The organism is Erwinia sp. STN24 (assembly GCF_041320675.1).
Taxonomy (GTDB): domain Bacteria; phylum Pseudomonadota; class Gammaproteobacteria; order Enterobacterales; family Enterobacteriaceae; genus Erwinia; species Erwinia aeris.
The window spans coordinates 13,730-33,824 of the sequence record NZ_JBGGPM010000006.1 but is presented as its reverse complement, the minus strand read 5'-3'; the positions used below and the strand labels follow the sequence as shown (position 1 = coordinate 33,824).

Genomic DNA, 20,095 nt, shown 5'->3' with positions numbered 1-20,095 from the left:
ATGTCTGGTTCAATTTTTACCGGTGATGTGAACGATCTGGAATTACTGGAGCAGCATCCCTTCGAACAAACCGATTTTGATATTCTTAAATCTTACGAAGCCGTGGTCGACGGGCTGGCGATGCTGATCGGCTCGCACTGCGAAATCGTCCTGCATTCGCTGGAAGATTTGAAATGCTCGGCGGTCAGGATCGCTAATGGCGAACATACCGGCCGCAAAATCGGTTCGCCGATAACCGATCTGGCGTTGCGAATGCTGCATGATATGACCGATGCGGAAAGTAATGTTTCCAGAGCCTATTTCACCCGCGCCAAAAGCGGCGTGCTGATGAAATCCGTGACCATCGCTATCCGTAACGGCAAACAGCGCGTTATCGGTTTGCTGTGTATCAATATGAACCTGGACGTGCCTTTCTCGCAGATTATGGCGACTTTTATCCCGCCGGAAACGCCGGAGATGGACTCTTCCGTCAACTTCGCCTCCTCGGTAGAGGATCTGGTGATGCAGACGCTGGAGTTTACGATTGAAGAGGTCAGCAACGACCGTAATATCTCCAACAATGCCAAGAACCGCCAGATTGTGCTGAACCTCTATGAGAAAGGCATCTTCGACATCAAAGACGCGATCAATCAGGTGGCGGATCGACTGAATATTTCCAAGCACACCGTTTATCTCTATATCCGCCAGTTTAAAAACGGCGACTTCCAGGGAAGCGAGCGCTGATGCGTTACACGCTGTTAGTCACCGGCCCGGCCTATGGCACCCAGCAGGCCAGCTCGGCCTGGCTATTCGCGCAAGCGCTGCTGGCGGAAGGCCACGAGCTGGAAAGCGTCTTTTTTTATCGCGAGGGCGTACTTAACGCCAGCGCGCTGACCTCGCCGGCCAGCGACGAGTTCAATCTGACCCAGGCCTGGCAGCAGCTGCATCGTGACCATCACGTTGCGCTCAATATCTGTGTGGCCGCCGCGCTGCGCCGCGGTATCACGGACGAGCAGGAAGCGAAAAACCAGGGCCTGCCCGCCGCCAATCTGGCTGAAGGCTTTCAGCTTGCCGGCCTGGGCGCGCTGGCGGAAGCCGCATTAAGCAGTGAACGAATGGTGCAGTTTTGATGAAGCGAATCGCCTTTGTATTCAGCCAGGCGCCGCACGGCTCCAGCGCCGGAAGAGAGGGGCTGGATGCGGTGCTGGCCGTTTCCGCGCTTAGCGAGGACGTGGCGCTGTTTTTTATCAGCGACGGCGTGATGCAGTTGTTGGGCGACCAGCAGCCGGAAAAAGTGCTGGCGCGCAACTACGTCGCCACCTTTGGCGTGCTGCCGCTCTACGATCTGGAAAATTTTTATGCCTGTTCAGCTTCGCTGGCCGAGCGAGGCATTGACGCCGCCGCGTTAAAGGCACTGCCGGTAGCGGTGCTGTCGCCTCACGCATTGCGTGCGGAGCTGGAAAAATACGATCAAATAATTTCTTTCTGAGGAAGTATGCTGCATACGCTGATCAACTCGCCTTTTAAGTGCGATTTCAACGCCATGCTGCGGCTGCTGGCGGAAGGGGACGAGGTGCTGCTGCTTCAGGACGGCGTGCTGGCGGCGCTGGAAGGTAGCCAGGCCCTTGAATCGCTGCGTGCCGCCCCCATTTCTCTTTACGTGCTGCAGGACGATGTTATCGCTCGCGGGCTTTCTGCTCAAATTTCATCCAGCGCGGCCGCAGTAAGCTATACTGAGTTCGTCGCGCTGACGGTAAAACAGACTCAACAAATGACCTGGTGAGTACGATATCCTGGTTATTTCTTGACACCTTTTCTGCTCAGCCCTAAAATTCCGCGTCCTCGTTATCTGACGAGGCGATTTATTACGTGTTTACGAAGCAAAAGCAAATTCCAGGAGCTATTTAATGGCAACAGTTAACCAGCTGGTTCGCAAACCACGCGCACGCAAAGTTGCAAAGAGCAACGTGCCTGCGCTGGAAGCTTGCCCGCAGAAACGTGGCGTATGTACTCGTGTGTACACCACTACCCCTAAAAAACCAAACTCCGCACTGCGTAAAGTTTGCCGTGTGCGTTTGACCAACGGTTTTGAAGTTACCTCCTATATCGGCGGTGAAGGTCATAACCTGCAGGAACACTCCGTGATCCTGATCCGTGGCGGTCGTGTTAAAGACTTGCCAGGTGTGCGTTACCACACCGTTCGTGGCGCGCTGGACTGCTCAGGTGTTAAAGACCGTAAGCAGGCTCGCTCCAAGTACGGCGTGAAGAAGCCAAAGGCTTAATGGTTCTCCGTTAAGTAAGGCCAAACGTTTTATCTTAAATGTCATAATAAACTCGTAGAGTTTTGGACAATCCTGAATTAACAACGGAGTATTTCCATGCCACGTCGTCGCGTCATTGGTCAGCGTAAAATTCTGCCAGATCCTAAGTTCGGATCAGAGCTGCTGGCCAAATTTGTAAATATCCTGATGGTAGATGGTAAAAAATCTACTGCCGAATCAATCGTTTATACCGCACTTGAGACCCTGGCTCAGCGTGCTGGTAAAGGCGAACTGGAAGCATTCGAAGTAGCCTTGGACAACGTCCGCCCAACCGTGGAAGTTAAATCCCGTCGCGTTGGTGGTTCTACTTATCAGGTACCAGTTGAAGTCCGTCCGGTTCGTCGTAATGCTCTGGCAATGCGTTGGATCGTTGAAGCTGCTCGTAAACGCGGTGATAAATCAATGGCTCTGCGCCTGGCGAACGAACTTTCTGATGCTGCGGAAAACAAAGGTACCGCAGTGAAGAAACGTGAAGACGTTCACCGTATGGCCGAAGCCAACAAGGCGTTCGCACACTACCGCTGGTAACAGCTCAGTAGTTGTTATTAACCCAGCGGGCGTTCAGTTGACCCCGCTGGGATTTAACTTTGAACGTCCTAGAATCAGAGGAATCAAATGGCTCGTACAACACCCATTACACGCTACCGTAACATTGGTATCAGTGCACACATCGACGCCGGTAAGACGACCACTACCGAACGTATTCTGTTCTACACCGGTGTAAACCATAAAATCGGTGAAGTTCATGATGGCGCAGCCACAATGGACTGGATGGCGCAGGAGCAGGAGCGTGGTATTACCATTACCTCCGCAGCGACTACCGCTTTCTGGTCAGGTATGGCTAAGCAGTTCGAGCCGCACCGCGTTAACATCATCGACACCCCAGGACACGTTGACTTCACCATCGAAGTAGAACGTTCCATGCGTGTTCTTGACGGCGCAGTAATGGTTTACTGTGCAGTTGGTGGTGTTCAGCCACAGTCTGAGACCGTATGGCGTCAGGCTAACAAATATAAAGTTCCACGCATCGCGTTCGTTAACAAAATGGACCGCATGGGTGCTAACTTCCTGAAAGTAGTTGGCCAGATTGAAGCACGTCTGGGCGCAACTCCGGTTCCTCTGCAGCTGGCTATCGGCGCAGAAGAGAACTTCACCGGCGTTGTTGACCTGATCAAGATGAAAGCGATCAACTGGAACGACGCAGACGCAGGCGTGACCTTCGATTACGAAGAGATCCCAGCTGATATGCAGGAACTGGCTGAAGAATGGCGCCAGAAACTGATTGAAGCCGCAGCTGAAGGCTCTGATGAGCTGATGGAGAAATTCTTTGGCGGCGAAGAGCTGACCGAAGAAGAGATCAAAACTTCTCTGCGTAAGCGCGTACTGAACAACGAAATCATCCTGGTTACCTGTGGTTCTGCATTTAAGAACAAAGGTGTTCAGGCGATGCTGGATGCCGTGATCGAATATCTGCCGTCACCAACTGACGTTACAGCGATCAACGGTATTCTGGACGACGGTAAAGATACGCCGGCAGTTCGTCACTCAGACGACAACGAGCCGTTTGCTGCGCTGGCGTTTAAAATCGCGACCGACCCGTTTGTTGGTAACCTGACATTCTTCCGCGTTTACTCTGGTATCGTTAACTCTGGCGACACCGTGTACAACCCGGTTAAATCTCAGCGCGAGCGTCTGGGCCGTATCGTACAGATGCACGCTAACAAGCGTGAAGAGATCAAAGAAGTTCGCGCAGGCGATATCGCTGCGGCTATCGGTCTGAAAGACGTGACTACCGGTGACACCCTGTGTGACCCGGACAACGTTATCATTCTGGAGCGCATGGAATTCCCTGAGCCGGTAATCTCTATCGCTGTAGAACCGAAAACCAAAGCTGACCAGGAAAAAATGGGTCTGGCTCTGGGCCGTCTGGCTAAAGAAGACCCATCATTCCGCGTATGGACTGATGAAGAGTCTAACCAGACTATCATCGCCGGTATGGGTGAGCTGCACCTCGACATCATCGTTGACCGCATGAAGCGTGAATTCAACGTTGAAGCGAACGTCGGTAAACCTCAGGTTGCTTACCGCGAAGCGATTCGCTCTAAAGTAACTGACGTCGAAGGTAAACACGCCAAGCAGTCTGGTGGTCGCGGTCAGTACGGTCATGTTGTTATCGACATGTACCCACTGGAGCCGGGTTCAAACCCGAAAGGCTACGAATTTGTCAACGACATCAAAGGTGGTGTAATTCCTGGCGAATACATCCCTGCGGTTGATAAAGGCATTCAGGAACAGCTGAAAGCTGGCCCACTGGCGGGTTACCCGGTAGTAGATCTGGGCGTGCGTCTGCACTTCGGTTCTTACCATGACGTTGACTCCTCTGAGCTGGCGTTTAAACTGGCGGCATCAATCGCCTTTAAAGATGGCTTTAAGAAAGCACAGCCTGTGCTGCTTGAGCCTATCATGAAGGTTGAAGTTGAAACGCCAGAAGAGAACACTGGTGACGTTATCGGTGACCTGAGCCGTCGTCGTGGTACGCTGCGCGGTCAGGAATCCAACGTGACTGGCGTTGTGATCCACGCTGAAGTGCCGCTGTCCGAAATGTTCGGATATGCTACACAGCTGCGTTCTATCACCAAAGGCCGTGCATCTTACTCCATGGAATTCCTGAAGTATGATGACGCGCCAAACAACGTCGCTCAGGCTGTTATTGAAGCCCGTGGTAAATAATCGGGTTTAACCAATTGATCCCGTGCTCTCCTTTCCACAGGGGAGAGCACAGAAAGTAAGGAATATCGCCGTGGCTAAAGAAAAATTTGAACGTTCCAAACCGCACGTCAACGTTGGTACTATCGGCCACGTTGACCACGGTAAAACTACCCTGACTGCTGCTATCACCACCGTTCTGGCTAAAACCTACGGCGGTTCTGCTCGTGCATTCGACCAGATCGATAACGCACCAGAAGAAAAAGCTCGTGGTATCACCATCAACACTTCTCACGTTGAGTATGACACCCCGACTCGCCACTACGCGCACGTTGACTGCCCTGGCCACGCCGACTATGTGAAAAACATGATCACCGGTGCTGCGCAGATGGACGGCGCTATCCTGGTTGTTGCTGCGACTGACGGCCCAATGCCGCAGACCCGTGAGCACATCCTGCTGGGCCGTCAGGTTGGCGTTCCTTACATCATCGTGTTCCTGAACAAGTGCGACATGGTTGATGACGAAGAGCTGCTGGAGCTGGTTGAGATGGAAGTACGTGACCTGCTGTCACAGTACGACTTCCCTGGCGACGACACCCCAATCGTTCACGGTTCCGCGCTGAAAGCGCTGGAAGGCGACGCCGAGTGGGAAGCGAAAATCATCGAGCTGGCCGGTCACCTGGATAACTACATCCCGGAACCAGAGCGCGCAATCGACAAGCCGTTCCTGCTGCCAATCGAAGACGTATTCTCCATCTCCGGTCGTGGTACCGTTGTTACCGGTCGTGTAGAGCGCGGTATCGTTAAAGTCGGTGAAGAAGTTGAAATCGTTGGTATCAAAGATACCGTGAAATCAACCTGTACCGGCGTTGAGATGTTCCGTAAGCTGCTGGACGAAGGTCGTGCGGGCGAGAACTGTGGTATCCTGCTGCGCGGCATCAAGCGTGAAGATATCCAGCGTGGCCAGGTTCTGGCTAAGCCAGGCACCATCAAGCCACACACTCAGTTCGAGTCTGAGGTTTACATCCTGTCCAAAGACGAAGGCGGCCGTCATACTCCGTTCTTCAAAGGCTACCGTCCACAGTTCTACTTCCGTACAACTGACGTGACCGGTACCATCGAGCTGCCGGAAGGCGTTGAGATGGTTATGCCAGGCGACAACATCAAAATGGTTGTTACCCTGATCCACCCAATCGCAATGGACGACGGTCTGCGTTTCGCAATCCGTGAAGGCGGCCGTACCGTTGGCGCGGGCGTTGTTGCTAAAGTTATCGCTTAATTGTAGATAACGGCAGATTTCGCTCTGCTTGCTGATAAAAAGAGCACTTCGGTGCTCTTTTTTTATGGGCGCTATTCAGAAAGCGCAGGGTCAGAAAGGAAACCGCGTTCAGGTTGAAATAAAAACGATTCTCATTTACAATTTGATCGTTATTTGTACCGGAATAAAATTATGTACGTCTGCCTGTGTAACGCCATCAGCGACAAAACCCTTCGTGAAGTGGTTCGCCGCTACCAGCCCAAATCTATCCAGCAGCTGCGCAAGCTCCTCCCTGTGGGCAAGCAGTGCGGCAAATGCCTGCGCCTGGCGCACGACATCATGAATGAAGAGCTGCCGAACGCGCCGCTGTATAAAGAGATTGCCTGATAATCCCCTGCAATTTGTCATGCTTTTTTGACTTCCCGGATTGTGCATCTACGATCTGAATAACCGGAAGCGGAGGAAGCAAGATGAAGGGCGATGCCAAAATCATAAGTCATTTAAACAAACTGCTTGGAAATGAGCTGGTTGCCATCAACCAGTACTTTTTGCACGCGCGGATGTTCAAAAACTGGGGACTGATGCGCCTTAACGATATTGAGTATCACGAGTCGATCGACGAGATGAAACATGCGGATAAATATATAGAGCGCATTCTTTTTCTCGAAGGCCTGCCTAACCTGCAGGATTTGGGGCGGTTACGCATTGGCGAAGACGTTGAGGAGATACTGCGTTCAGATTTGGCGCTGGAACTGGAAGGGGCCAGAGATCTGCGCGAGGCTATCTCTTATGCCGACAAGGTTCACGACTACGTCAGCCGCGATATGATGATCGTCATTCTGGAAGATGAAGAGCACCATATCGACTTTCTGGAAACCGAGCTGGAGCTGATCGCGAAAATCGGTGTGCAGAACTATCTCCAGTCACAAATAAAAGTGGAATAGCAGGGCCCATGTTGCTGAATAAATATACGCCGCCGAAACAGTAACTTCGGCGGCATTTTTGTCTCTGCCGTCCTCTTATCCCTCTTTCATTATCCCCTTCATGCAGCGATGACGGCAAGAAACACCTTGCAAAGCCCGCCCACGTACGTATAATGCGCGGGCCTGTCAGAAATGACGGCCCGGTTCAATCTGAACCGCAGGCGAGCAATTAGCTCCCTGACAATACTCCCAATCGGGGAGTTATGTGCAGACGATTACACTCCCCCATCAATCGTAATGGGTGTGAGTAGTAATTTTTTTCGTTTATAAATAATTGGAGCTCTGGTCTCATGCAGAACCAAAGAATCCGTATCCGTCTTAAAGCGTTTGATCATCGTCTGATCGATCAATCGACCGCAGAAATCGTTGAGACTGCCAAGCGCACTGGTGCGCAGGTTCGTGGTCCAATTCCTCTGCCGACCCGCAAAGAGCGCTTTACCGTTCTGATCTCCCCGCACGTCAACAAAGATGCGCGCGATCAGTATGAAATTCGCACTCACAAGCGTCTGGTTGACATCGTTGAGCCAACTGAAAAAACGGTTGATGCTCTGATGCGTCTGGATCTGGCTGCAGGTGTTGACGTGCAGATCAGCCTGGGTTAATCAGGTCATTGAGCGATTGAGAGGTTGAAACAATGATTGGTTTAGTCGGTAAAAAAGTGGGCATGACCCGCGTCTTCACTGAAGACGGCGTATCTATCCCAGTAACCGTGATCGAAATTGAAGCAAACCGCGTGACTCAGGTTAAGAACCTGGAAAACGACGGCTACACTGCTATCCAGGTAACTGCCGGTGCTAAAAAAGCAAACCGCGTCACCAAGCCTGAAGCAGGCCATTTTGCTAAAGCTGGCGTAGAAGCTGGCCGTGGTCTTTGGGAATTCCGTACCGCTGAAGGCGACGAGTTCACCGTAGGCCAGAGCATTAACGTTGATATTTTCGCTGACGTGAAAAAAGTTGACGTGACTGGCACATCTAAAGGTAAAGGTTTTGCCGGTACTGTTAAGCGCTGGAACTTCCGTACTCAGGATGCTACTCACGGTAACTCCTTGTCTCACCGCGTTCCGGGTTCTATCGGTCAGAACCAGACTCCGGGCAAAGTGTTCAAAGGCAAGAAAATGGCAGGCCAGCTGGGTAATGAGCGCGTAACCGTTCAGAGCCTGGACGTAGTACGTGTTGACGCTGAGCGCAACCTGCTGCTGGTTAAAGGTGCAGTTCCCGGTGCAACCGGTAGCGACCTGATTGTTAAACCAGCTGTGAAGGCGTAAGGGGATAGCAATGGAATTAGTATTGAAAGACGCGCAAAGCGCGCTGACTGTTTCCGAAACTACCTTCGGTCGTGATTTCAACGAAGCGCTGGTACATCAGGTTGTTGTTGCTTATGCAGCAGGTGCCCGTCAAGGTACCCGTGCTCAGAAGACCCGTGCTGAAGTAACTGGTTCCGGCAAAAAGCCGTGGCGCCAGAAAGGTACCGGCCGTGCGCGTGCAGGTTCTGCAAAGAGCCCAATCTGGCGTTCCGGTGGCGTGACCTTCGCTGCGAAGCCGCAGGACCACAGTCAAAAAGTTAACAAAAAGATGTACCGCGGCGCGCTGAAAAGCATCCTGTCCGAGCTGGTACGTCAAGATCGTCTGATCGTTGTCGAGCAGTTCTCTCTGGAAGCGCCTAAAACTAAGCTGCTGGTAGAGAAACTGAAAGACATGGCGCTGGAAGACGTGCTGATCATCACTGGCGAACTGGAAGAGAACCTGTTCCTGGCCGCTCGCAACCTGTACAAGGTTGACGTACGTGATGCAGCGGGTATCGACCCAGTTAGCCTGATCGCCTTCGACAAAGTCGTTATGACTGCTGATGCAGTTAAGCAAGTTGAGGAGATGCTGGCATGATCCGTGAAGAACGTCTGCTGAAAGTACTGCGCTCGCCGCACGTATCTGAAAAAGCGTCTGCTGCGATGGAAAAAACCAACACCATCGTTCTCAAAGTTGCTAAAGACGCGACCAAAGCAGAAATCAAAGCCGCTGTACAGAAGCTTTTCGAAGTGGAAGTGAAGGAAGTTAACACCCTGGTCATGAAAGGGAAAGTTAAGCGTTCCGGACAGCGTATTGGCCGTCGTAACGACTGGAAAAAAGCTTACGTCACCCTGAAAGAAGGCCAGAATCTGGACTTCGTCGGCGGCGCTGAGTAAGTCGGAGGAGAAGAACAATGGCAGTTGTTAAATGTAAACCGACATCTCCGGGTCGTCGCCACGTAGTTAAAGTGGTAAACGCGGAGCTGCACAAGGGCAAACCATTTGCCCCGCTGGTAGAAAAAAACAGCAAATCCGGTGGCCGTAACAACAATGGTCGCATCACTACCCGTCATATCGGTGGTGGTCACAAGCAGGCTTACCGTATTGTTGACTTCAAACGCAACAAAGATGGTATCCCGGCTACCGTTGAACGTCTTGAGTACGATCCGAACCGCTCCGCGAACATCGCGCTGGTTCTGTACAAAGACGGCGAGCGCCGTTACATCCTGGCCCCTAAAGGCCTGAAAGCTGGCGACCAGATTCAGTCTGGCGTTGATGCGGCGATTAAAGCGGGTAACACCCTGCCGATGCGCAACATCCCAGTGGGTTCCACCGTACACAACGTAGAAATGAAACCAGGCAAAGGCGGTCAGATTGCCCGTTCAGCCGGTGCTTACGTGCAGATCGTTGCGCGTGAAGGTTCCTACGTTACCCTGCGTCTGCGTTCTGGTGAAATGCGTAAAGTCGAATCCGACTGCCGCGCGACCCTGGGCGAAGTCGGCAACGCTGAGCACATGCTTCGCGTTCTGGGTAAAGCCGGTGCAGCTCGTTGGCGTGGTGTTCGTCCTACCGTTCGCGGTACTGCGATGAACCCAGTCGATCACCCGCACGGTGGTGGTGAAGGTCGTAACTTTGGTAAGCACCCTGTTTCACCTTGGGGCCTGCAGACTAAAGGTAAGAAGACCCGTAGCAACAAGCGTACTGATAAATTTATCGTACGTCGCCGTAGCAAATAATTTTAGAGGATAAGCCATGCCACGTTCTCTCAAGAAAGGTCCTTTTATTGACCTGCACTTGCTGAAGAAGGTAGAGAAAGCGGTGGAAAGCGGAGACAAGAAGCCTTTGCGCACCTGGTCCCGTCGTTCAACGATCTTCCCTAACATGATCGGTTTGACCATCGCTGTCCATAATGGTCGTCAGCACGTTCCTGTCTTTGTTTCCGACGAAATGGTCGGTCACAAACTGGGTGAATTTGCACCGACTCGTACTTATCGCGGTCACACTGCTGATAAGAAAGCCAAGAAACGCTAACAGGAGGAAGAGATGGAAACTATCGCTAAACATCGCCACGCTCGTTCTTCTGCTCAGAAGGTTCGCCTGGTAGCAGATCTTGTCCGCGGTAAGAAAGTGTCGCAGGCTCTGGACATTTTGACCTACACCAATAAGAAAGCGGCTGTACTGGTCAAGAAAGTTCTGGAATCTGCCATTGCTAACGCCGAACACAACGATGGCGCTGACATTGATGATCTGAAAGTCACGAAGATCTTCGTAGACGAAGGCCCAAGCATGAAGCGCATTATGCCGCGTGCAAAAGGTCGTGCAGATCGCATCCTGAAGCGCACCAGCCACATTACTGTGGTTGTGTCCGATCGCTGAGACTCTGGAGACTAGCAATGGGTCAGAAAGTACATCCTAATGGTATTCGCCTGGGTATTGTTAAACCCTGGAACTCTACCTGGTTCGCAAATACCAAAGAATTCGCTGACAACCTGGACAGCGACTTTAAAGTACGTCAGTTCCTGACTAAAGAACTGGCTAAGGCGTCCGTTTCTCGTATCGTTATCGAGCGTCCGGCTAAGAGCATCCGTGTGACCATTCACACCGCTCGTCCTGGCATCGTGATCGGTAAGAAAGGCGAAGACGTAGAAAAACTGCGCAAGGTCGTAGCGGATATCGCTGGCGTTCCTGCACAGATCAATATCGCCGAAGTCCGTAAACCGGAACTGGACGCTAAACTGGTTGCTGACAGCATCACTTCACAGCTGGAGCGTCGCGTGATGTTCCGTCGTGCGATGAAGCGTGCTGTACAGAACGCAATGCGTCTGGGCGCTAAAGGGATCAAAGTTGAAGTTAGTGGCCGTCTGGGCGGTGCTGAAATCGCGCGTACCGAATGGTACCGTGAAGGCCGCGTGCCGTTGCACACCCTGCGTGCTGACATTGACTACAACACCTCTGAAGCGCACACCACTTACGGTGTAATCGGCGTTAAGGTATGGATCTTCAAAGGCGAGATCCTGGGTGGTATGGCTGCTGTTGAACAACCGGAACCGGCTGCTCAACCTAAAAAGCAGCAGCGTAAAGGCCGTAAGTAAGGAGAGTCGCTGATGTTACAACCAAAGCGTACAAAATTCCGTAAAGTGCACAAAGGCCGCAACCGTGGTCTGGCGCAGGGTACGGATGTTAGCTTCGGTACTTTCGGTCTGAAAGCTGTTGGCCGTGGTCGTCTGACTGCTCGTCAGATCGAAGCAGCACGTCGTGCTATGACCCGTGCAGTTAAGCGTCAAGGTAAAATTTGGATCCGTGTATTCCCGGACAAACCAATTACCGAGAAGCCGCTGGAAGTGCGTATGGGTAAAGGTAAGGGTAACGTTGAGTATTGGGTTGCCCTGATCCAGCCTGGTAAAGTCCTGTATGAAATGGACGGTGTTCCGGAAGAGCTGGCCCGTGAAGCATTCAAGCTGGCAGCAGCAAAACTGCCTATCAAAACCACCTTTGTAACTAAGACGGTGATGTAATGAAAGCAACTGAGCTGCGTGAGAAAAGCGTTGAAGAGCTGAACACTGAGCTGCTTAACCTGCTGCGTGAGCAGTTTAACCTGCGCATGCAGGCAGCATCTGGCCAACTGCAACAGACTCATCTGTTGAAAAATGTTCGCCGTGATGTTGCACGCGTTAAGACTTTACTGACTGAGAAGGCGGGTGCGTAATGACCGATAAAATCCGTACTCTGCAAGGTCGTGTGACTAGCGACAAAATGGAGAAATCCATTGTTGTAGCTATCGAACGTTTCGTGAAACACCCTATCTACGGTAAGTTCATTAAGCGTACGACTAAACTGCACGTACATGACGAGAACAATGAATGTGGTATCGGCGACAAGGTTGAAATCCGTGAATGCCGTCCACTGTCCAAGACTAAGTCCTGGACCCTGGTTCGCGTTGTAGAGAAAGCGGTTCTGTAAGAACTTCTTCTCTCTGAAAAACCCCCGCTTGCGGGGGTTTTTTCTTTTCTGCTCTCCCGCTTTTCCCTCTGCAAAACCCTCATCAATGAATGCTCGCCGATTGCGGCAGCCGCCCGATGATCCCGATCACGTTTAATCTTTCCATAATGCTTAAGATAAGCTTATCGTTCGGCGCTGCCGGGCGGACTTGCGCAGGGCGCGTGGGTAGTCAGCCCTGTATCGGGAATACGACATGGAAAGTAATTATGCACAATCAACCAGACCAGACCCGTCGGCTGCTGCTGACTCTACCGCTGCTTGCCGCTTCCTCTAAACTTTTTGCCGTCTCGCCCTCTGCGGCCCCGGCTAAAGAGCATCATCCCGTAAAACCTGACCGGACGCTGCTGCTGAAAAACGCCGATATGATTGCCACTATGGATCACGAAAGGCGAGAGATCCGTCACGGCAGCATACTGATAAAAGGCAATGTTATTACGGCGGTCGGCAAAGCCGAAGAGCTACCGCAGCAGGCAGATGAGGTCATCGATCTGAAGGGACACATTGCCATTCCCGGGCTGATCAATACCCATCACCATATGTACCAGAGCCTGACACGGGTCATTCCTCCCGCCCAGGATGGCGAGCTGTTTAAATGGATCAGCAACCTTTATCCCATCTGGCAGAAAATGACGCCGGAGATGATCCGCGTTTCGACCATGATGTCGATGGCCGAGCTGATCCTGTCCGGCTGCACCACGACCAGCGATCATCTTTACCTTTATCCTGGTGGCTGTAAATTAGATGACAGTATTGACGCCGCCGCCCGGATGGGAATGCGTTTTCATGCCAGTCGCGGCAGCATGAGCCTGGGGCAGAGCAGGGGAGGACTGCCGCCGGATTCCCTGGCGGAAGACGAAGCGGCAATTTTGACCGACACCCAGCGGGTCATTGAGCGTTATCACGACGCCCGACGCGGCTCGATGCTGCGGATCGTAGTGGCGCCTTGCTCGCCTTTTTCCGTCACTCAGGATTTAATGAGGGAGTCGGCCAGCCTGGCGCGCAGCTATAAAGTGTCTCTGCACACTCATCTGGCGGAAAACGATAACGACGTTCGCTATAGCCAGGAAAAATTCAACCGTACGCCGGCGCAGTATGTTGAAGAGCTGGGCTGGGTCGGGCATGACGTGTGGCATGCCCACTGCGTGAAGCTGGATGATTACGGCATTAACCTTTTTGCCCGCACCGGCACGGGCATTGCACACTGCCCCTGTTCCAATATGCGGCTGGCCTCCGGTATCGCACCAGTAAGAACCATGCTCAATGCCGGCGTGAATGTGGGATTGGGCGTGGATGGTTCGGCGTCAAATGACACGGCGGATATGATAGCGGAAGTGCGTCAGGCGATGCTGTTGCAGCGGGTTGGCTTCGGCCCGGATGCGATGACGGCCAGGCAGGCGCTGGAACTGGCGACGCTTAACGGCGCAAAAGTGTTGAACCGTGACGATGTCGGCGCCATTGCGCCCGGTATGATGGCGGATATCGTCGCTTTCGATCTGAATCGTCCCGGCCTGGCAGGCGCCGGACACGATCCGCTGGCGGCGCTGGTCTTTTGCAATCCGGGAACGGTAGCTTACAGCGTGATTAATGGCAGAGTCGTGGTCGAGAAAGGGCAGATGACGGTGATGGATTTGGACAAAACCGTTGCGCAGCACAATGCGCTCGCCGCCACGCTTTATCCCTGAGCAGTGAAAATCGGCACAAAAGACGGTCAGAAAACCGTCTTTTTTACGAGCCGTTTCCAGAATTACGCCTTTAAACACCCATCAAGCTGAAGAAGTGTGCAGATTACGATTGCTACCGGGTGAACAATTCCTTAGAATGTCGCGTTCCTCAATTTAGAGGATCAAATATCGACTCGATATGAGTCGTTTATTTTTTCTACCCATATGCGAGATGCGGTGTTATAATGCTGCGCCCTCAATAATGGGGCTTTTATACGACCTGAATCAGGTCCCGAAGTAGTAGTTGACATTAGCGGAGCACTAAAATGATCCAAGAACAGACTATGCTGAACGTCGCCGACAACTCCGGTGCACGTCGCGTAATGTGTATCAAGGTTCTGGGTGGCTCGCACCGTCGCTACGCAGGCGTAGGCGATATCATCAAAATTACCATCAAGGAAGCAATTCCTCGCGGTAAGGTTAAGAAAGGTGATGTGCTGAAGGCGGTAGTGGTGCGCACCAAGAAGGGTGTTCGTCGCCCGGACGGTTCTGTCATTCGCTTCGATGGTAATGCATGCGTTATTCTGAACAATAACAGCGAGCAGCCTATCGGAACGCGTATTTTTGGGCCGGTAACTCGTGAACTTCGTACTGAAAAGTTCATGAAAATTATCTCTCTGGCACCAGAAGTACTCTAAGGAGCGAAAAATGGCAGCTAAAATCCGTCGCGATGACGAAGTTATCGTGCTGACCGGCAAAGATAAAGGTAAGCGCGGTAAAGTTAAGAACGTCCTGTCTTCTGGCAAGGTCATTGTTGAAGGTATCAACCTGGTGAAGAAACATCAGAAGCCGGTTCCGGCTCTGAACCAACCAGGTGGCATCGTTGAAAAAGAAGCCGCTATTCAGGTTTCCAACGTTGCGCTTTACAACACTGCCACCGGCAAGGCTGACCGTGTAGGCTTTAGATTCGAAGACGGCAAAAAAGTCCGTTTCTTCAAGTCTAACAGCGAAACTATCAAGTAATTTGGAGTAGTACGATGGCGAAACTGCATGATTACTACAAAGACGAAGTAGTTAAGAAACTCATGACTGAGTTTAACTACAATTCTGTCATGCAAGTCCCTCGGGTCGAGAAGATCACCCTGAACATGGGTGTTGGTGAAGCGATCGCTGACAAGAAACTGCTGGATAACGCAGCAGCTGACCTGGCAGCAATCTCCGGTCAAAAACCGTTTATCACCAAAGCACGCAAATCTGTTGCAGGCTTCAAAATCCGTCAGGGCTATCCGATCGGCTGTAAAGTAACTCTGCGTGGCGAACGCATGTGGGAGTTCTTTGAGCGTCTGATCTCTATTGCTGTACCTCGTATCCGTGACTTCCGTGGCCTGTCCGCTAAGTCATTCGACGGTCGTGGTAACTACAGCATGGGCGTTCGTGAGCAGATCATCTTCCCAGAAATCGACTATGACAAAGTCGATCGCGTTCGTGGTTTGGATATTACCATTACCACTACTGCGAAATCTGACGATGAAGGCCGTGCTCTGCTGGCTGCCTTTGACTTCCCGTTCCGCAAGTAAGGTAGGGTTACTTCATGGCTAAGCAATCGATGAAGGCACGCGAAGTCGTTCGCGTAAAACTGGCTGATAAATACCGCGCTAAACGCGAGGAATTAAAAGCTATCATCTCTAGTGTGAACTCTTCCGACGAAGATCGTTGGAATGCGGTTCTCAAGCTGCAAACTCTGCCGCGTGATTCCAGCCCGTCCCGTCAGCGTAACCGCTGCCGCCAAACTGGCCGTCCACATGGTTATGTGGGCAAATTCGGGTTGAGCCGTATCAAGCTGCGTGAAGCCGCCATGCGCGGTGAAGTGCCTGGCTTGAAAAAGGCTAGCTGGTAATTACCAATTGAATCACGGGAGTAAAGACAGATGAGCATGCAAGATCCGATCGCGGATATGCTGACCCGTATCCGTAACGGTCAGGCCGCGAACAAAGTTGCGGTCACCATGCCTTCCTCCAAGCTGAAAGTGGCAATTGCCAACGTGCTGAAGGAAGAAGGATATATTGAAGAATTTAAAATCGAAGGCGACACCAAGCCAGAACTGGAACTGACTCTTAAGTATTTCCAGGGCAAGGCTGTGGTAGAAAGCATTCAGCGTGTAAGCCGTCCAGGTCTGCGTATCTACAAACGCAAAGACGAACTGCCAAAAGTAATGGCTGGACTGGGTATCGCTGTTGTTTCTACCTCTAAAGGTGTCATGACCGATCGTGCAGCGCGCCAGGCTGGTCTTGGTGGCGAAATTATCTGCTACGTAGCTTAACGGAGGAAAGAATGTCTCGTGTTGCTAAAGCACCTGTCGTCATTCCTGCCGGCGTAGAGGTAAAACTCGACGGTCAGGTTATTTCGATTAAAGGTAAAAACGGCGAGCTGACTCGTACTATCAACAATGCTGTAGAAGTTAAGCATGCTGACAACACTCTGACTTTCGCACCACGCGAAGGTTTTGCAGACGGTTGGGCACAGGCTGGTACTTCTCGCGCACTGCTGAACAGTATGGTTATCGGTGTTACCGAAGGCTTCACTAAGAAGCTGCAGCTGGTTGGTGTAGGTTATCGTGCGGCCGTGAAAGGCAACGCTGTGAGTCTGGCCCTGGGCTTTTCTCACCCTGTTGAACACGCGCTGCCAGCGGGAATCACTGCTGAATGCCCAACTCAAACTGAAATCGTGCTGAAAGGCGCTGATAAGCAGATGATTGGACAGGTTGCAGCCGATCTGCGCGCCTACCGTCGTCCTGAGCCTTATAAAGGCAAGGGTGTTCGTTACGCCGACGAAGTCGTGCGTACCAAAGAGGCTAAGAAGAAGTAAGGTAACACTATGGATAAGAAATCTGCTCGTATCCGTCGTGCGACCCGCGCACGCCGCAAGCTCAAAGAGCTGGGTGCAACTCGCCTGGTGGTACATCGTACCCCGCGTCATATTTACGCACAGGTAATTGCTCCAAACGGTTCTGAAGTTCTGGTTGCTGCTTCTACAGTAGAAAAAGCAATCAGTGAGCAACTGAAGTACACTGGAAACAAAGACGCCGCCGCCGCTGTTGGTAAAGCAGTTGCTGAGCGCGCAATCGAAAAAGGCATCACTGGTGTTTCTTTCGACCGCTCTGGTTTCCAATATCATGGTCGTGTCCAGGCACTGGCAGATGCTGCCCGTGAAGCTGGCCTACAGTTCTAAGGTAGAGGTGTAAGATGGCACACATCGAAAAACAAGCTGGCGAACTGCAGGAAAAGCTGATCGCGGTAAATCGCGTATCGAAAACCGTTAAAGGTGGTCGTATTTTCTCCTTCACTGCACTGACAGTGGTAGGCGACGGTAACGGTCGCATCGGTTTTGGTTACGGTAAAGCGCGTGAAGTTCCAGCAGCGATCCAGAAAGCGATGGAAAAAGCTCGTCGCAATATGATCAATGTCGCGCTGAACAACGGCACCCTGCAGCACCCTGTTAAAGGTGTGCACACAGGTTCTCGTGTGTTCATGCAGCCGGCTTCTGAAGGTACCGGTATCATTGCCGGCGGTGCAATGCGCGCCGTTCTGGAAGTCGCTGGGGTTCATAACGTTCTGGCTAAAGCCTACGGTTCCACTAACCCGATTAACGTGGTTCGTGCAACGCTGGATGGCCTGGCCAACATGAATTCCCCAGAAATGGTCGCTGCCAAGCGTGGCAAATCCGTTGAAGACATTCTGGGGTAATGACCATGGCTAAGACTATTAAAATTACTCAAACCCGCAGTTCGATCGGACGTTTGCCGAAACACAAGGCAACGCTGCTTGGCCTGGGTCTGCGTCGTATTAACCACACCGTAGAGCGTGAAGACACGCCAGCTGTACGCGGCATGGTTAACGCGATTTCCTACATGGTTAAAGTGGAGGAGTAACAGATGCGTTTAAATACTCTGTCTCCGGCCGACGGGTCTAAACACGCTTCCAAGCGTCTGGGTCGTGGTATCGGTTCTGGCCTCGGTAAAACCGGCGGTCGTGGTCACAAAGGTCAGAACTCTCGTTCTGGCGGTGGCGTACGTCGTGGGTTCGAAGGTGGCCAGATGCCTCTGTACCGTCGTCTGCCGAAATTCGGTTTCACCTCTCGCAAATCTATGGTTACGACAGAAGTTCGTCTGTCTGACCTGGCGAAAGTTGAAGGCGGGATCGTCGACCTGAACACGCTGAAAGCGGCCAACATTATCGGTATTCAGATCGAATTCGCTAAGGTTATCCTGTCTGGCGAAGTCTCTGCTCCGGTAACGGTTCGCGGTCTGCGTGTCACTAAAGGCGCTCGTGCTGCAATCGAAGCTGCTGGCGGTAAAATTGAGGAATAAGTAGCAGATGGCTAAGCAACCGGGATTAGATTTTCAAAGTGCCAAAGGTGGTTTTGGCGAACTAAAACGCAGACTTCTGTTTGTGATTGGTGCGCTGATTGTATTCCGCATTGGCTCTTTTATTCCAATCCCTGGTATCGATGCCACTGTACTTGCCAAACTGCTTGAGCAACAGCGTGGCACCATCATTGAAATGTTCAACATGTTCTCTGGTGGTGCTCTGAGCCGTGCTTCTATCTTTGCCCTGGGTATTATGCCGTATATTTCGGCCTCGATTATTATCCAGCTGCTGACCGTGGTTCATCCCGCGCTGGCAGAAATAAAGAAAGAAGGGGAGGCTGGCCGTCGTAAGATTAGCCAGTACACCCGCTACGGCACACTGGTACTGGGCATATTTCAGTCTATCGGTATTGCTACCGGTCTGCCGAATATGCCTGGAATGCAGGGCCTGGTGTTAAACCCAGGCTTTGCCTTCTACTTTACCGCTGTTGTCAGCCTGGTGACCGGGACAATGTTCCTGATGTGGCTGGGTGAACAGATTACTGAGCGGGGTATCGGCAACGGTATCTCCATCATAATCTTCGCTGGTATTGTTGCGGGACTGCCGCCGGCCATTGGCCATACCATCGAGCAAGCGCGGCAAGGCGACCTGCACTTCCTCCTGTTGCTGTTGGTTGCAGTTCTTGTATTTGCAGTGACCTTCTTCGTTGTTTTCGTTGAGCGTGGTCAACGCCGCATTGTGGTGAACTATGCGAAACGTCAGCAAGGCCGTCGTGTCTATGCTGCGCAGAGCACACATTTACCGTTGAAAGTGAATATGGCAGGGGTTATCCCGGCAATCTTTGCTTCCAGCATTATCCTGTTCCCGGCGACCATAGCTTCATGGTTCGGGGGCGGAACCGGTTGGAACTGGCTGACGACTATTTCAATGTATTTGCAGCCTGGTCAACCGCTTTATGTGTTACTCTATGCGACTGCAATCATCTTCTTCTGTTTCTTCTATACGGCGTTGGTTTTCAACCCGCGTGAAACAGCAGATAACCTGAAGAAGTCTGGTGCATTTGTACCAGGAATTCGTCCGGGAGAACAGACGGCGAAGTACATCGATAAAGTAATGACTCGCCTCACGTTAGTGGGTGCGCTCTACATTACTTTCATCTGCCTAATCCCGGAGTTCATGCGTGATGCGATGAAAGTTCCATTCTACTTCGGCGGTACTTCACTGCTGATCGTAGTTGTTGTCATCATGGACTTTATGGCTCAAGTGCAAACTCTGATGATGTCCAGTCAATACGAGTCTGCATTGAAGAAAGCAAACCTGAAGGGCTACGGCCGTTAATTCAGGCGCTTGAGAAGTTACGGAGAGTAAAAATGAAAGTTCGTGCTTCCGTCAAGAAATTATGTCGTAACTGCAAAATCATCCGTCGTGATGGTGTCGTACGTGTGATTTGCAGCGCCGAGCCTAAGCATAAACAGCGTCAGGGCTAATATTTTTCTTGCAAAGTCGGGTTGAGCTGGCTAGATTAGCCAGCCAATCTTT

General features: G+C 51.8%; 34 protein-coding genes. All 34 read left to right on the top strand.

All coding sequences use genetic code 11. The features are described from left to right. The 34 genes from ACA373_RS18295 (at position 1) to rpmJ (ending at position 20,043) form a co-directional block, all read left to right on the top strand. Entirely contained in the window at positions 1 to 723 is a 723-nt protein-coding gene (locus ACA373_RS18295) for a transcriptional regulator (RefSeq protein ID WP_253457728.1), read from the top strand. Next, the gene (gene tusD, locus ACA373_RS18290) at positions 723 to 1,109 is read left to right on the top strand and encodes a sulfurtransferase complex subunit TusD (RefSeq protein ID WP_253457730.1); all 387 of its coding nucleotides are present in this window, start codon (positions 723 to 725) and stop codon (positions 1,107 to 1,109) included. Before ACA373_RS18295 ends, tusD begins: the two co-directional genes overlap by 1 nt. Next, the gene (tusC, locus tag ACA373_RS18285; protein WP_253457732.1) at positions 1,109 to 1,468 is read left to right on the top strand and encodes a sulfurtransferase complex subunit TusC; all 360 of its coding nucleotides are present in this window, start codon (positions 1,109 to 1,111) and stop codon (positions 1,466 to 1,468) included. The genes tusD and tusC overlap by 1 nt, the downstream gene beginning before the upstream one ends. Before the next feature lie 6 nt (positions 1,469 to 1,474). After that, on the top strand, positions 1,475 to 1,762 hold the full coding sequence (tusB, locus tag ACA373_RS18280) for a sulfurtransferase complex subunit TusB (RefSeq protein WP_253457734.1): 288 nt from the start codon (positions 1,475 to 1,477) through the stop codon (positions 1,760 to 1,762). A 124-nt stretch (positions 1,763 to 1,886) separates the two neighbouring features. Then, positions 1,887 to 2,261, top strand: a complete 375-nt coding sequence (rpsL, locus tag ACA373_RS18275; protein WP_075182598.1) for a 30S ribosomal protein S12 — start codon at positions 1,887 to 1,889, stop codon at positions 2,259 to 2,261. A 96-nt stretch (positions 2,262 to 2,357) separates the two neighbouring features. Next, on the top strand, positions 2,358 to 2,828 hold the full coding sequence (gene rpsG / locus ACA373_RS18270) for a 30S ribosomal protein S7 (RefSeq protein ID WP_125289829.1): 471 nt from the start codon (positions 2,358 to 2,360) through the stop codon (positions 2,826 to 2,828). A gap of 87 nt (positions 2,829 to 2,915) precedes the next feature. Continuing rightward, positions 2,916 to 5,030, top strand: coding sequence for an elongation factor G (gene fusA / locus ACA373_RS18265; protein ID WP_253457736.1), 2,115 nt, complete (start codon positions 2,916 to 2,918; stop codon positions 5,028 to 5,030). A gap of 70 nt (positions 5,031 to 5,100) precedes the next feature. Then, on the top strand, positions 5,101 to 6,285 hold the full coding sequence (gene tuf / locus ACA373_RS18260; protein ID WP_246761077.1) for an elongation factor Tu: 1,185 nt from the start codon (positions 5,101 to 5,103) through the stop codon (positions 6,283 to 6,285). A 171-nt stretch (positions 6,286 to 6,456) separates the two neighbouring features. Further along, positions 6,457 to 6,651 carry a bacterioferritin-associated ferredoxin gene (gene bfd, locus ACA373_RS18255; RefSeq protein ID WP_125290986.1) on the top strand — a complete coding sequence of 65 codons (195 nt, stop codon included), beginning with the start codon at positions 6,457 to 6,459 and terminating at the stop codon, positions 6,649 to 6,651. Positions 6,652 to 6,734: 83 nt separating this feature from the next. Beyond that, complete coding sequence (bfr, locus tag ACA373_RS18250) at positions 6,735 to 7,208, top strand: bacterioferritin (RefSeq protein WP_125290985.1); 474 nt, start codon at positions 6,735 to 6,737, stop codon at positions 7,206 to 7,208. Between the two features lie 329 nt (positions 7,209 to 7,537). Next, positions 7,538 to 7,849, top strand: a complete 312-nt coding sequence (gene rpsJ, locus ACA373_RS18245) for a 30S ribosomal protein S10 (protein WP_001181005.1) — start codon at positions 7,538 to 7,540, stop codon at positions 7,847 to 7,849. 32 nt (positions 7,850 to 7,881) lie between these two features. Further along, the gene (rplC, locus tag ACA373_RS18240) at positions 7,882 to 8,511 is read left to right on the top strand and encodes a 50S ribosomal protein L3 (RefSeq protein ID WP_301253465.1); all 630 of its coding nucleotides are present in this window, start codon (positions 7,882 to 7,884) and stop codon (positions 8,509 to 8,511) included. A 10-nt stretch (positions 8,512 to 8,521) separates the two neighbouring features. After that, on the top strand, positions 8,522 to 9,127 hold the full coding sequence (rplD, locus tag ACA373_RS18235) for a 50S ribosomal protein L4 (protein ID WP_125290983.1): 606 nt from the start codon (positions 8,522 to 8,524) through the stop codon (positions 9,125 to 9,127). Further along, the gene (gene rplW, locus ACA373_RS18230) at positions 9,124 to 9,426 is read left to right on the top strand and encodes a 50S ribosomal protein L23 (RefSeq protein ID WP_125290982.1); all 303 of its coding nucleotides are present in this window, start codon (positions 9,124 to 9,126) and stop codon (positions 9,424 to 9,426) included. The genes rplD and rplW overlap by 4 nt, the downstream gene beginning before the upstream one ends. A gap of 17 nt (positions 9,427 to 9,443) precedes the next feature. Then, on the top strand, positions 9,444 to 10,265 hold the full coding sequence (gene rplB, locus ACA373_RS18225) for a 50S ribosomal protein L2 (RefSeq protein ID WP_125290981.1): 822 nt from the start codon (positions 9,444 to 9,446) through the stop codon (positions 10,263 to 10,265). 16 nt (positions 10,266 to 10,281) lie between these two features. Further along, a complete protein-coding gene (gene rpsS / locus ACA373_RS18220; protein WP_013204132.1) occupies positions 10,282 to 10,560 on the top strand; it encodes a 30S ribosomal protein S19 in 279 nt (92 codons plus the stop codon). 12 nt (positions 10,561 to 10,572) lie between these two features. After that, on the top strand, positions 10,573 to 10,905 hold the full coding sequence (rplV, locus tag ACA373_RS18215) for a 50S ribosomal protein L22 (RefSeq protein WP_000447532.1): 333 nt from the start codon (positions 10,573 to 10,575) through the stop codon (positions 10,903 to 10,905). Between the two features lie 17 nt (positions 10,906 to 10,922). Beyond that, the gene (rpsC, locus tag ACA373_RS18210; RefSeq protein ID WP_002919766.1) at positions 10,923 to 11,621 is read left to right on the top strand and encodes a 30S ribosomal protein S3; all 699 of its coding nucleotides are present in this window, start codon (positions 10,923 to 10,925) and stop codon (positions 11,619 to 11,621) included. Between the two features lie 12 nt (positions 11,622 to 11,633). Further along, complete coding sequence (rplP, locus tag ACA373_RS18205; RefSeq protein ID WP_002438716.1) at positions 11,634 to 12,044, top strand: 50S ribosomal protein L16; 411 nt, start codon at positions 11,634 to 11,636, stop codon at positions 12,042 to 12,044. Continuing rightward, positions 12,044 to 12,235 (top strand): 50S ribosomal protein L29, encoded by a 192-nt coding sequence (gene rpmC / locus ACA373_RS18200; protein ID WP_024966580.1) that lies wholly within the window; start codon positions 12,044 to 12,046, stop codon positions 12,233 to 12,235. Before rplP ends, rpmC begins: the two co-directional genes overlap by 1 nt. Then, entirely contained in the window at positions 12,235 to 12,489 is a 255-nt protein-coding gene (rpsQ, locus tag ACA373_RS18195) for a 30S ribosomal protein S17 (RefSeq protein ID WP_024966581.1), read from the top strand. The genes rpmC and rpsQ overlap by 1 nt, the downstream gene beginning before the upstream one ends. Before the next feature lie 245 nt (positions 12,490 to 12,734). Then, a complete protein-coding gene (locus tag ACA373_RS18190) occupies positions 12,735 to 14,210 on the top strand; it encodes an 8-oxoguanine deaminase (RefSeq protein ID WP_370734925.1) in 1,476 nt (491 codons plus the stop codon). Positions 14,211 to 14,515: 305 nt separating this feature from the next. After that, positions 14,516 to 14,887, top strand: a complete 372-nt coding sequence (gene rplN, locus ACA373_RS18185; protein ID WP_002919748.1) for a 50S ribosomal protein L14 — start codon at positions 14,516 to 14,518, stop codon at positions 14,885 to 14,887. Between the two features lie 10 nt (positions 14,888 to 14,897). Further along, the gene (gene rplX, locus ACA373_RS18180) at positions 14,898 to 15,212 is read left to right on the top strand and encodes a 50S ribosomal protein L24 (RefSeq protein ID WP_020322770.1); all 315 of its coding nucleotides are present in this window, start codon (positions 14,898 to 14,900) and stop codon (positions 15,210 to 15,212) included. A 14-nt stretch (positions 15,213 to 15,226) separates the two neighbouring features. Beyond that, positions 15,227 to 15,766 carry a 50S ribosomal protein L5 gene (rplE, locus tag ACA373_RS18175; RefSeq protein ID WP_024966584.1) on the top strand — a complete coding sequence of 180 codons (540 nt, stop codon included), beginning with the start codon at positions 15,227 to 15,229 and terminating at the stop codon, positions 15,764 to 15,766. A 14-nt stretch (positions 15,767 to 15,780) separates the two neighbouring features. Then, a complete protein-coding gene (gene rpsN / locus ACA373_RS18170) occupies positions 15,781 to 16,086 on the top strand; it encodes a 30S ribosomal protein S14 (RefSeq protein WP_052902737.1) in 306 nt (101 codons plus the stop codon). Between the two features lie 30 nt (positions 16,087 to 16,116). Beyond that, positions 16,117 to 16,509, top strand: coding sequence for a 30S ribosomal protein S8 (gene rpsH, locus ACA373_RS18165; protein WP_052902739.1), 393 nt, complete (start codon positions 16,117 to 16,119; stop codon positions 16,507 to 16,509). An 11-nt stretch (positions 16,510 to 16,520) separates the two neighbouring features. Then, the gene (rplF, locus tag ACA373_RS18160) at positions 16,521 to 17,054 is read left to right on the top strand and encodes a 50S ribosomal protein L6 (protein WP_253457742.1); all 534 of its coding nucleotides are present in this window, start codon (positions 16,521 to 16,523) and stop codon (positions 17,052 to 17,054) included. 9 nt (positions 17,055 to 17,063) lie between these two features. Beyond that, a complete protein-coding gene (gene rplR, locus ACA373_RS18155; RefSeq protein ID WP_004160572.1) occupies positions 17,064 to 17,417 on the top strand; it encodes a 50S ribosomal protein L18 in 354 nt (117 codons plus the stop codon). A 14-nt stretch (positions 17,418 to 17,431) separates the two neighbouring features. Next, positions 17,432 to 17,932 carry a 30S ribosomal protein S5 gene (gene rpsE, locus ACA373_RS18150; RefSeq protein WP_004160571.1) on the top strand — a complete coding sequence of 167 codons (501 nt, stop codon included), beginning with the start codon at positions 17,432 to 17,434 and terminating at the stop codon, positions 17,930 to 17,932. A 5-nt stretch (positions 17,933 to 17,937) separates the two neighbouring features. Further along, complete coding sequence (gene rpmD / locus ACA373_RS18145; protein ID WP_004160569.1) at positions 17,938 to 18,117, top strand: 50S ribosomal protein L30; 180 nt, start codon at positions 17,938 to 17,940, stop codon at positions 18,115 to 18,117. Between the two features lie 3 nt (positions 18,118 to 18,120). Further along, on the top strand, positions 18,121 to 18,555 hold the full coding sequence (gene rplO / locus ACA373_RS18140; RefSeq protein WP_125290979.1) for a 50S ribosomal protein L15: 435 nt from the start codon (positions 18,121 to 18,123) through the stop codon (positions 18,553 to 18,555). A gap of 7 nt (positions 18,556 to 18,562) precedes the next feature. Continuing rightward, complete coding sequence (gene secY, locus ACA373_RS18135; protein WP_124233601.1) at positions 18,563 to 19,894, top strand: preprotein translocase subunit SecY; 1,332 nt, start codon at positions 18,563 to 18,565, stop codon at positions 19,892 to 19,894. Positions 19,895 to 19,926: 32 nt separating this feature from the next. Next, positions 19,927 to 20,043 (top strand): 50S ribosomal protein L36, encoded by a 117-nt coding sequence (gene rpmJ / locus ACA373_RS18130; protein ID WP_004160566.1) that lies wholly within the window; start codon positions 19,927 to 19,929, stop codon positions 20,041 to 20,043. Positions 20,044 to 20,095 lie beyond the last annotated feature (52 nt).

What these genes read in the sequence shown, in the direction of transcription:
- ACA373_RS18295 (WP_253457728.1), top strand. Translation starts at nt 1, where the DNA reads ATGTCTGGTTCAATTTTTACCGGTGATGTGAACGATCTGGAATTACTG.
- tusD (WP_253457730.1), top strand. Translation starts at nt 723, where the DNA reads ATGCGTTACACGCTGTTAGTCACCGGCCCGGCCTATGGCACCCAGCAG.
- tusC (WP_253457732.1), top strand. Translation starts at nt 1,109, where the DNA reads ATGAAGCGAATCGCCTTTGTATTCAGCCAGGCGCCGCACGGCTCCAGC.
- tusB (WP_253457734.1), top strand. Translation starts at nt 1,475, where the DNA reads ATGCTGCATACGCTGATCAACTCGCCTTTTAAGTGCGATTTCAACGCC.
- rpsL (WP_075182598.1), top strand. Translation starts at nt 1,887, where the DNA reads ATGGCAACAGTTAACCAGCTGGTTCGCAAACCACGCGCACGCAAAGTT.
- rpsG (WP_125289829.1), top strand. Translation starts at nt 2,358, where the DNA reads ATGCCACGTCGTCGCGTCATTGGTCAGCGTAAAATTCTGCCAGATCCT.
- fusA (WP_253457736.1), top strand. Translation starts at nt 2,916, where the DNA reads ATGGCTCGTACAACACCCATTACACGCTACCGTAACATTGGTATCAGT.
- bfd (WP_125290986.1), top strand. Translation starts at nt 6,457, where the DNA reads ATGTACGTCTGCCTGTGTAACGCCATCAGCGACAAAACCCTTCGTGAA.
- bfr (WP_125290985.1), top strand. Translation starts at nt 6,735, where the DNA reads ATGAAGGGCGATGCCAAAATCATAAGTCATTTAAACAAACTGCTTGGA.
- rpsJ (WP_001181005.1), top strand. Translation starts at nt 7,538, where the DNA reads ATGCAGAACCAAAGAATCCGTATCCGTCTTAAAGCGTTTGATCATCGT.
- rplC (WP_301253465.1), top strand. Translation starts at nt 7,882, where the DNA reads ATGATTGGTTTAGTCGGTAAAAAAGTGGGCATGACCCGCGTCTTCACT.
- rplD (WP_125290983.1), top strand. Translation starts at nt 8,522, where the DNA reads ATGGAATTAGTATTGAAAGACGCGCAAAGCGCGCTGACTGTTTCCGAA.
- rplW (WP_125290982.1), top strand. Translation starts at nt 9,124, where the DNA reads ATGATCCGTGAAGAACGTCTGCTGAAAGTACTGCGCTCGCCGCACGTA.
- rplB (WP_125290981.1), top strand. Translation starts at nt 9,444, where the DNA reads ATGGCAGTTGTTAAATGTAAACCGACATCTCCGGGTCGTCGCCACGTA.
- rpsS (WP_013204132.1), top strand. Translation starts at nt 10,282, where the DNA reads ATGCCACGTTCTCTCAAGAAAGGTCCTTTTATTGACCTGCACTTGCTG.
- rplV (WP_000447532.1), top strand. Translation starts at nt 10,573, where the DNA reads ATGGAAACTATCGCTAAACATCGCCACGCTCGTTCTTCTGCTCAGAAG.
- rpsC (WP_002919766.1), top strand. Translation starts at nt 10,923, where the DNA reads ATGGGTCAGAAAGTACATCCTAATGGTATTCGCCTGGGTATTGTTAAA.
- rplP (WP_002438716.1), top strand. Translation starts at nt 11,634, where the DNA reads ATGTTACAACCAAAGCGTACAAAATTCCGTAAAGTGCACAAAGGCCGC.
- rpmC (WP_024966580.1), top strand. Translation starts at nt 12,044, where the DNA reads ATGAAAGCAACTGAGCTGCGTGAGAAAAGCGTTGAAGAGCTGAACACT.
- rpsQ (WP_024966581.1), top strand. Translation starts at nt 12,235, where the DNA reads ATGACCGATAAAATCCGTACTCTGCAAGGTCGTGTGACTAGCGACAAA.
- ACA373_RS18190 (WP_370734925.1), top strand. Translation starts at nt 12,735, where the DNA reads ATGCACAATCAACCAGACCAGACCCGTCGGCTGCTGCTGACTCTACCG.
- rplN (WP_002919748.1), top strand. Translation starts at nt 14,516, where the DNA reads ATGATCCAAGAACAGACTATGCTGAACGTCGCCGACAACTCCGGTGCA.
- rplX (WP_020322770.1), top strand. Translation starts at nt 14,898, where the DNA reads ATGGCAGCTAAAATCCGTCGCGATGACGAAGTTATCGTGCTGACCGGC.
- rplE (WP_024966584.1), top strand. Translation starts at nt 15,227, where the DNA reads ATGGCGAAACTGCATGATTACTACAAAGACGAAGTAGTTAAGAAACTC.
- rpsN (WP_052902737.1), top strand. Translation starts at nt 15,781, where the DNA reads ATGGCTAAGCAATCGATGAAGGCACGCGAAGTCGTTCGCGTAAAACTG.
- rpsH (WP_052902739.1), top strand. Translation starts at nt 16,117, where the DNA reads ATGAGCATGCAAGATCCGATCGCGGATATGCTGACCCGTATCCGTAAC.
- rplF (WP_253457742.1), top strand. Translation starts at nt 16,521, where the DNA reads ATGTCTCGTGTTGCTAAAGCACCTGTCGTCATTCCTGCCGGCGTAGAG.
- rplR (WP_004160572.1), top strand. Translation starts at nt 17,064, where the DNA reads ATGGATAAGAAATCTGCTCGTATCCGTCGTGCGACCCGCGCACGCCGC.
- rpsE (WP_004160571.1), top strand. Translation starts at nt 17,432, where the DNA reads ATGGCACACATCGAAAAACAAGCTGGCGAACTGCAGGAAAAGCTGATC.
- rpmD (WP_004160569.1), top strand. Translation starts at nt 17,938, where the DNA reads ATGGCTAAGACTATTAAAATTACTCAAACCCGCAGTTCGATCGGACGT.
- rplO (WP_125290979.1), top strand. Translation starts at nt 18,121, where the DNA reads ATGCGTTTAAATACTCTGTCTCCGGCCGACGGGTCTAAACACGCTTCC.
- secY (WP_124233601.1), top strand. Translation starts at nt 18,563, where the DNA reads ATGGCTAAGCAACCGGGATTAGATTTTCAAAGTGCCAAAGGTGGTTTT.
- rpmJ (WP_004160566.1), top strand. Translation starts at nt 19,927, where the DNA reads ATGAAAGTTCGTGCTTCCGTCAAGAAATTATGTCGTAACTGCAAAATC.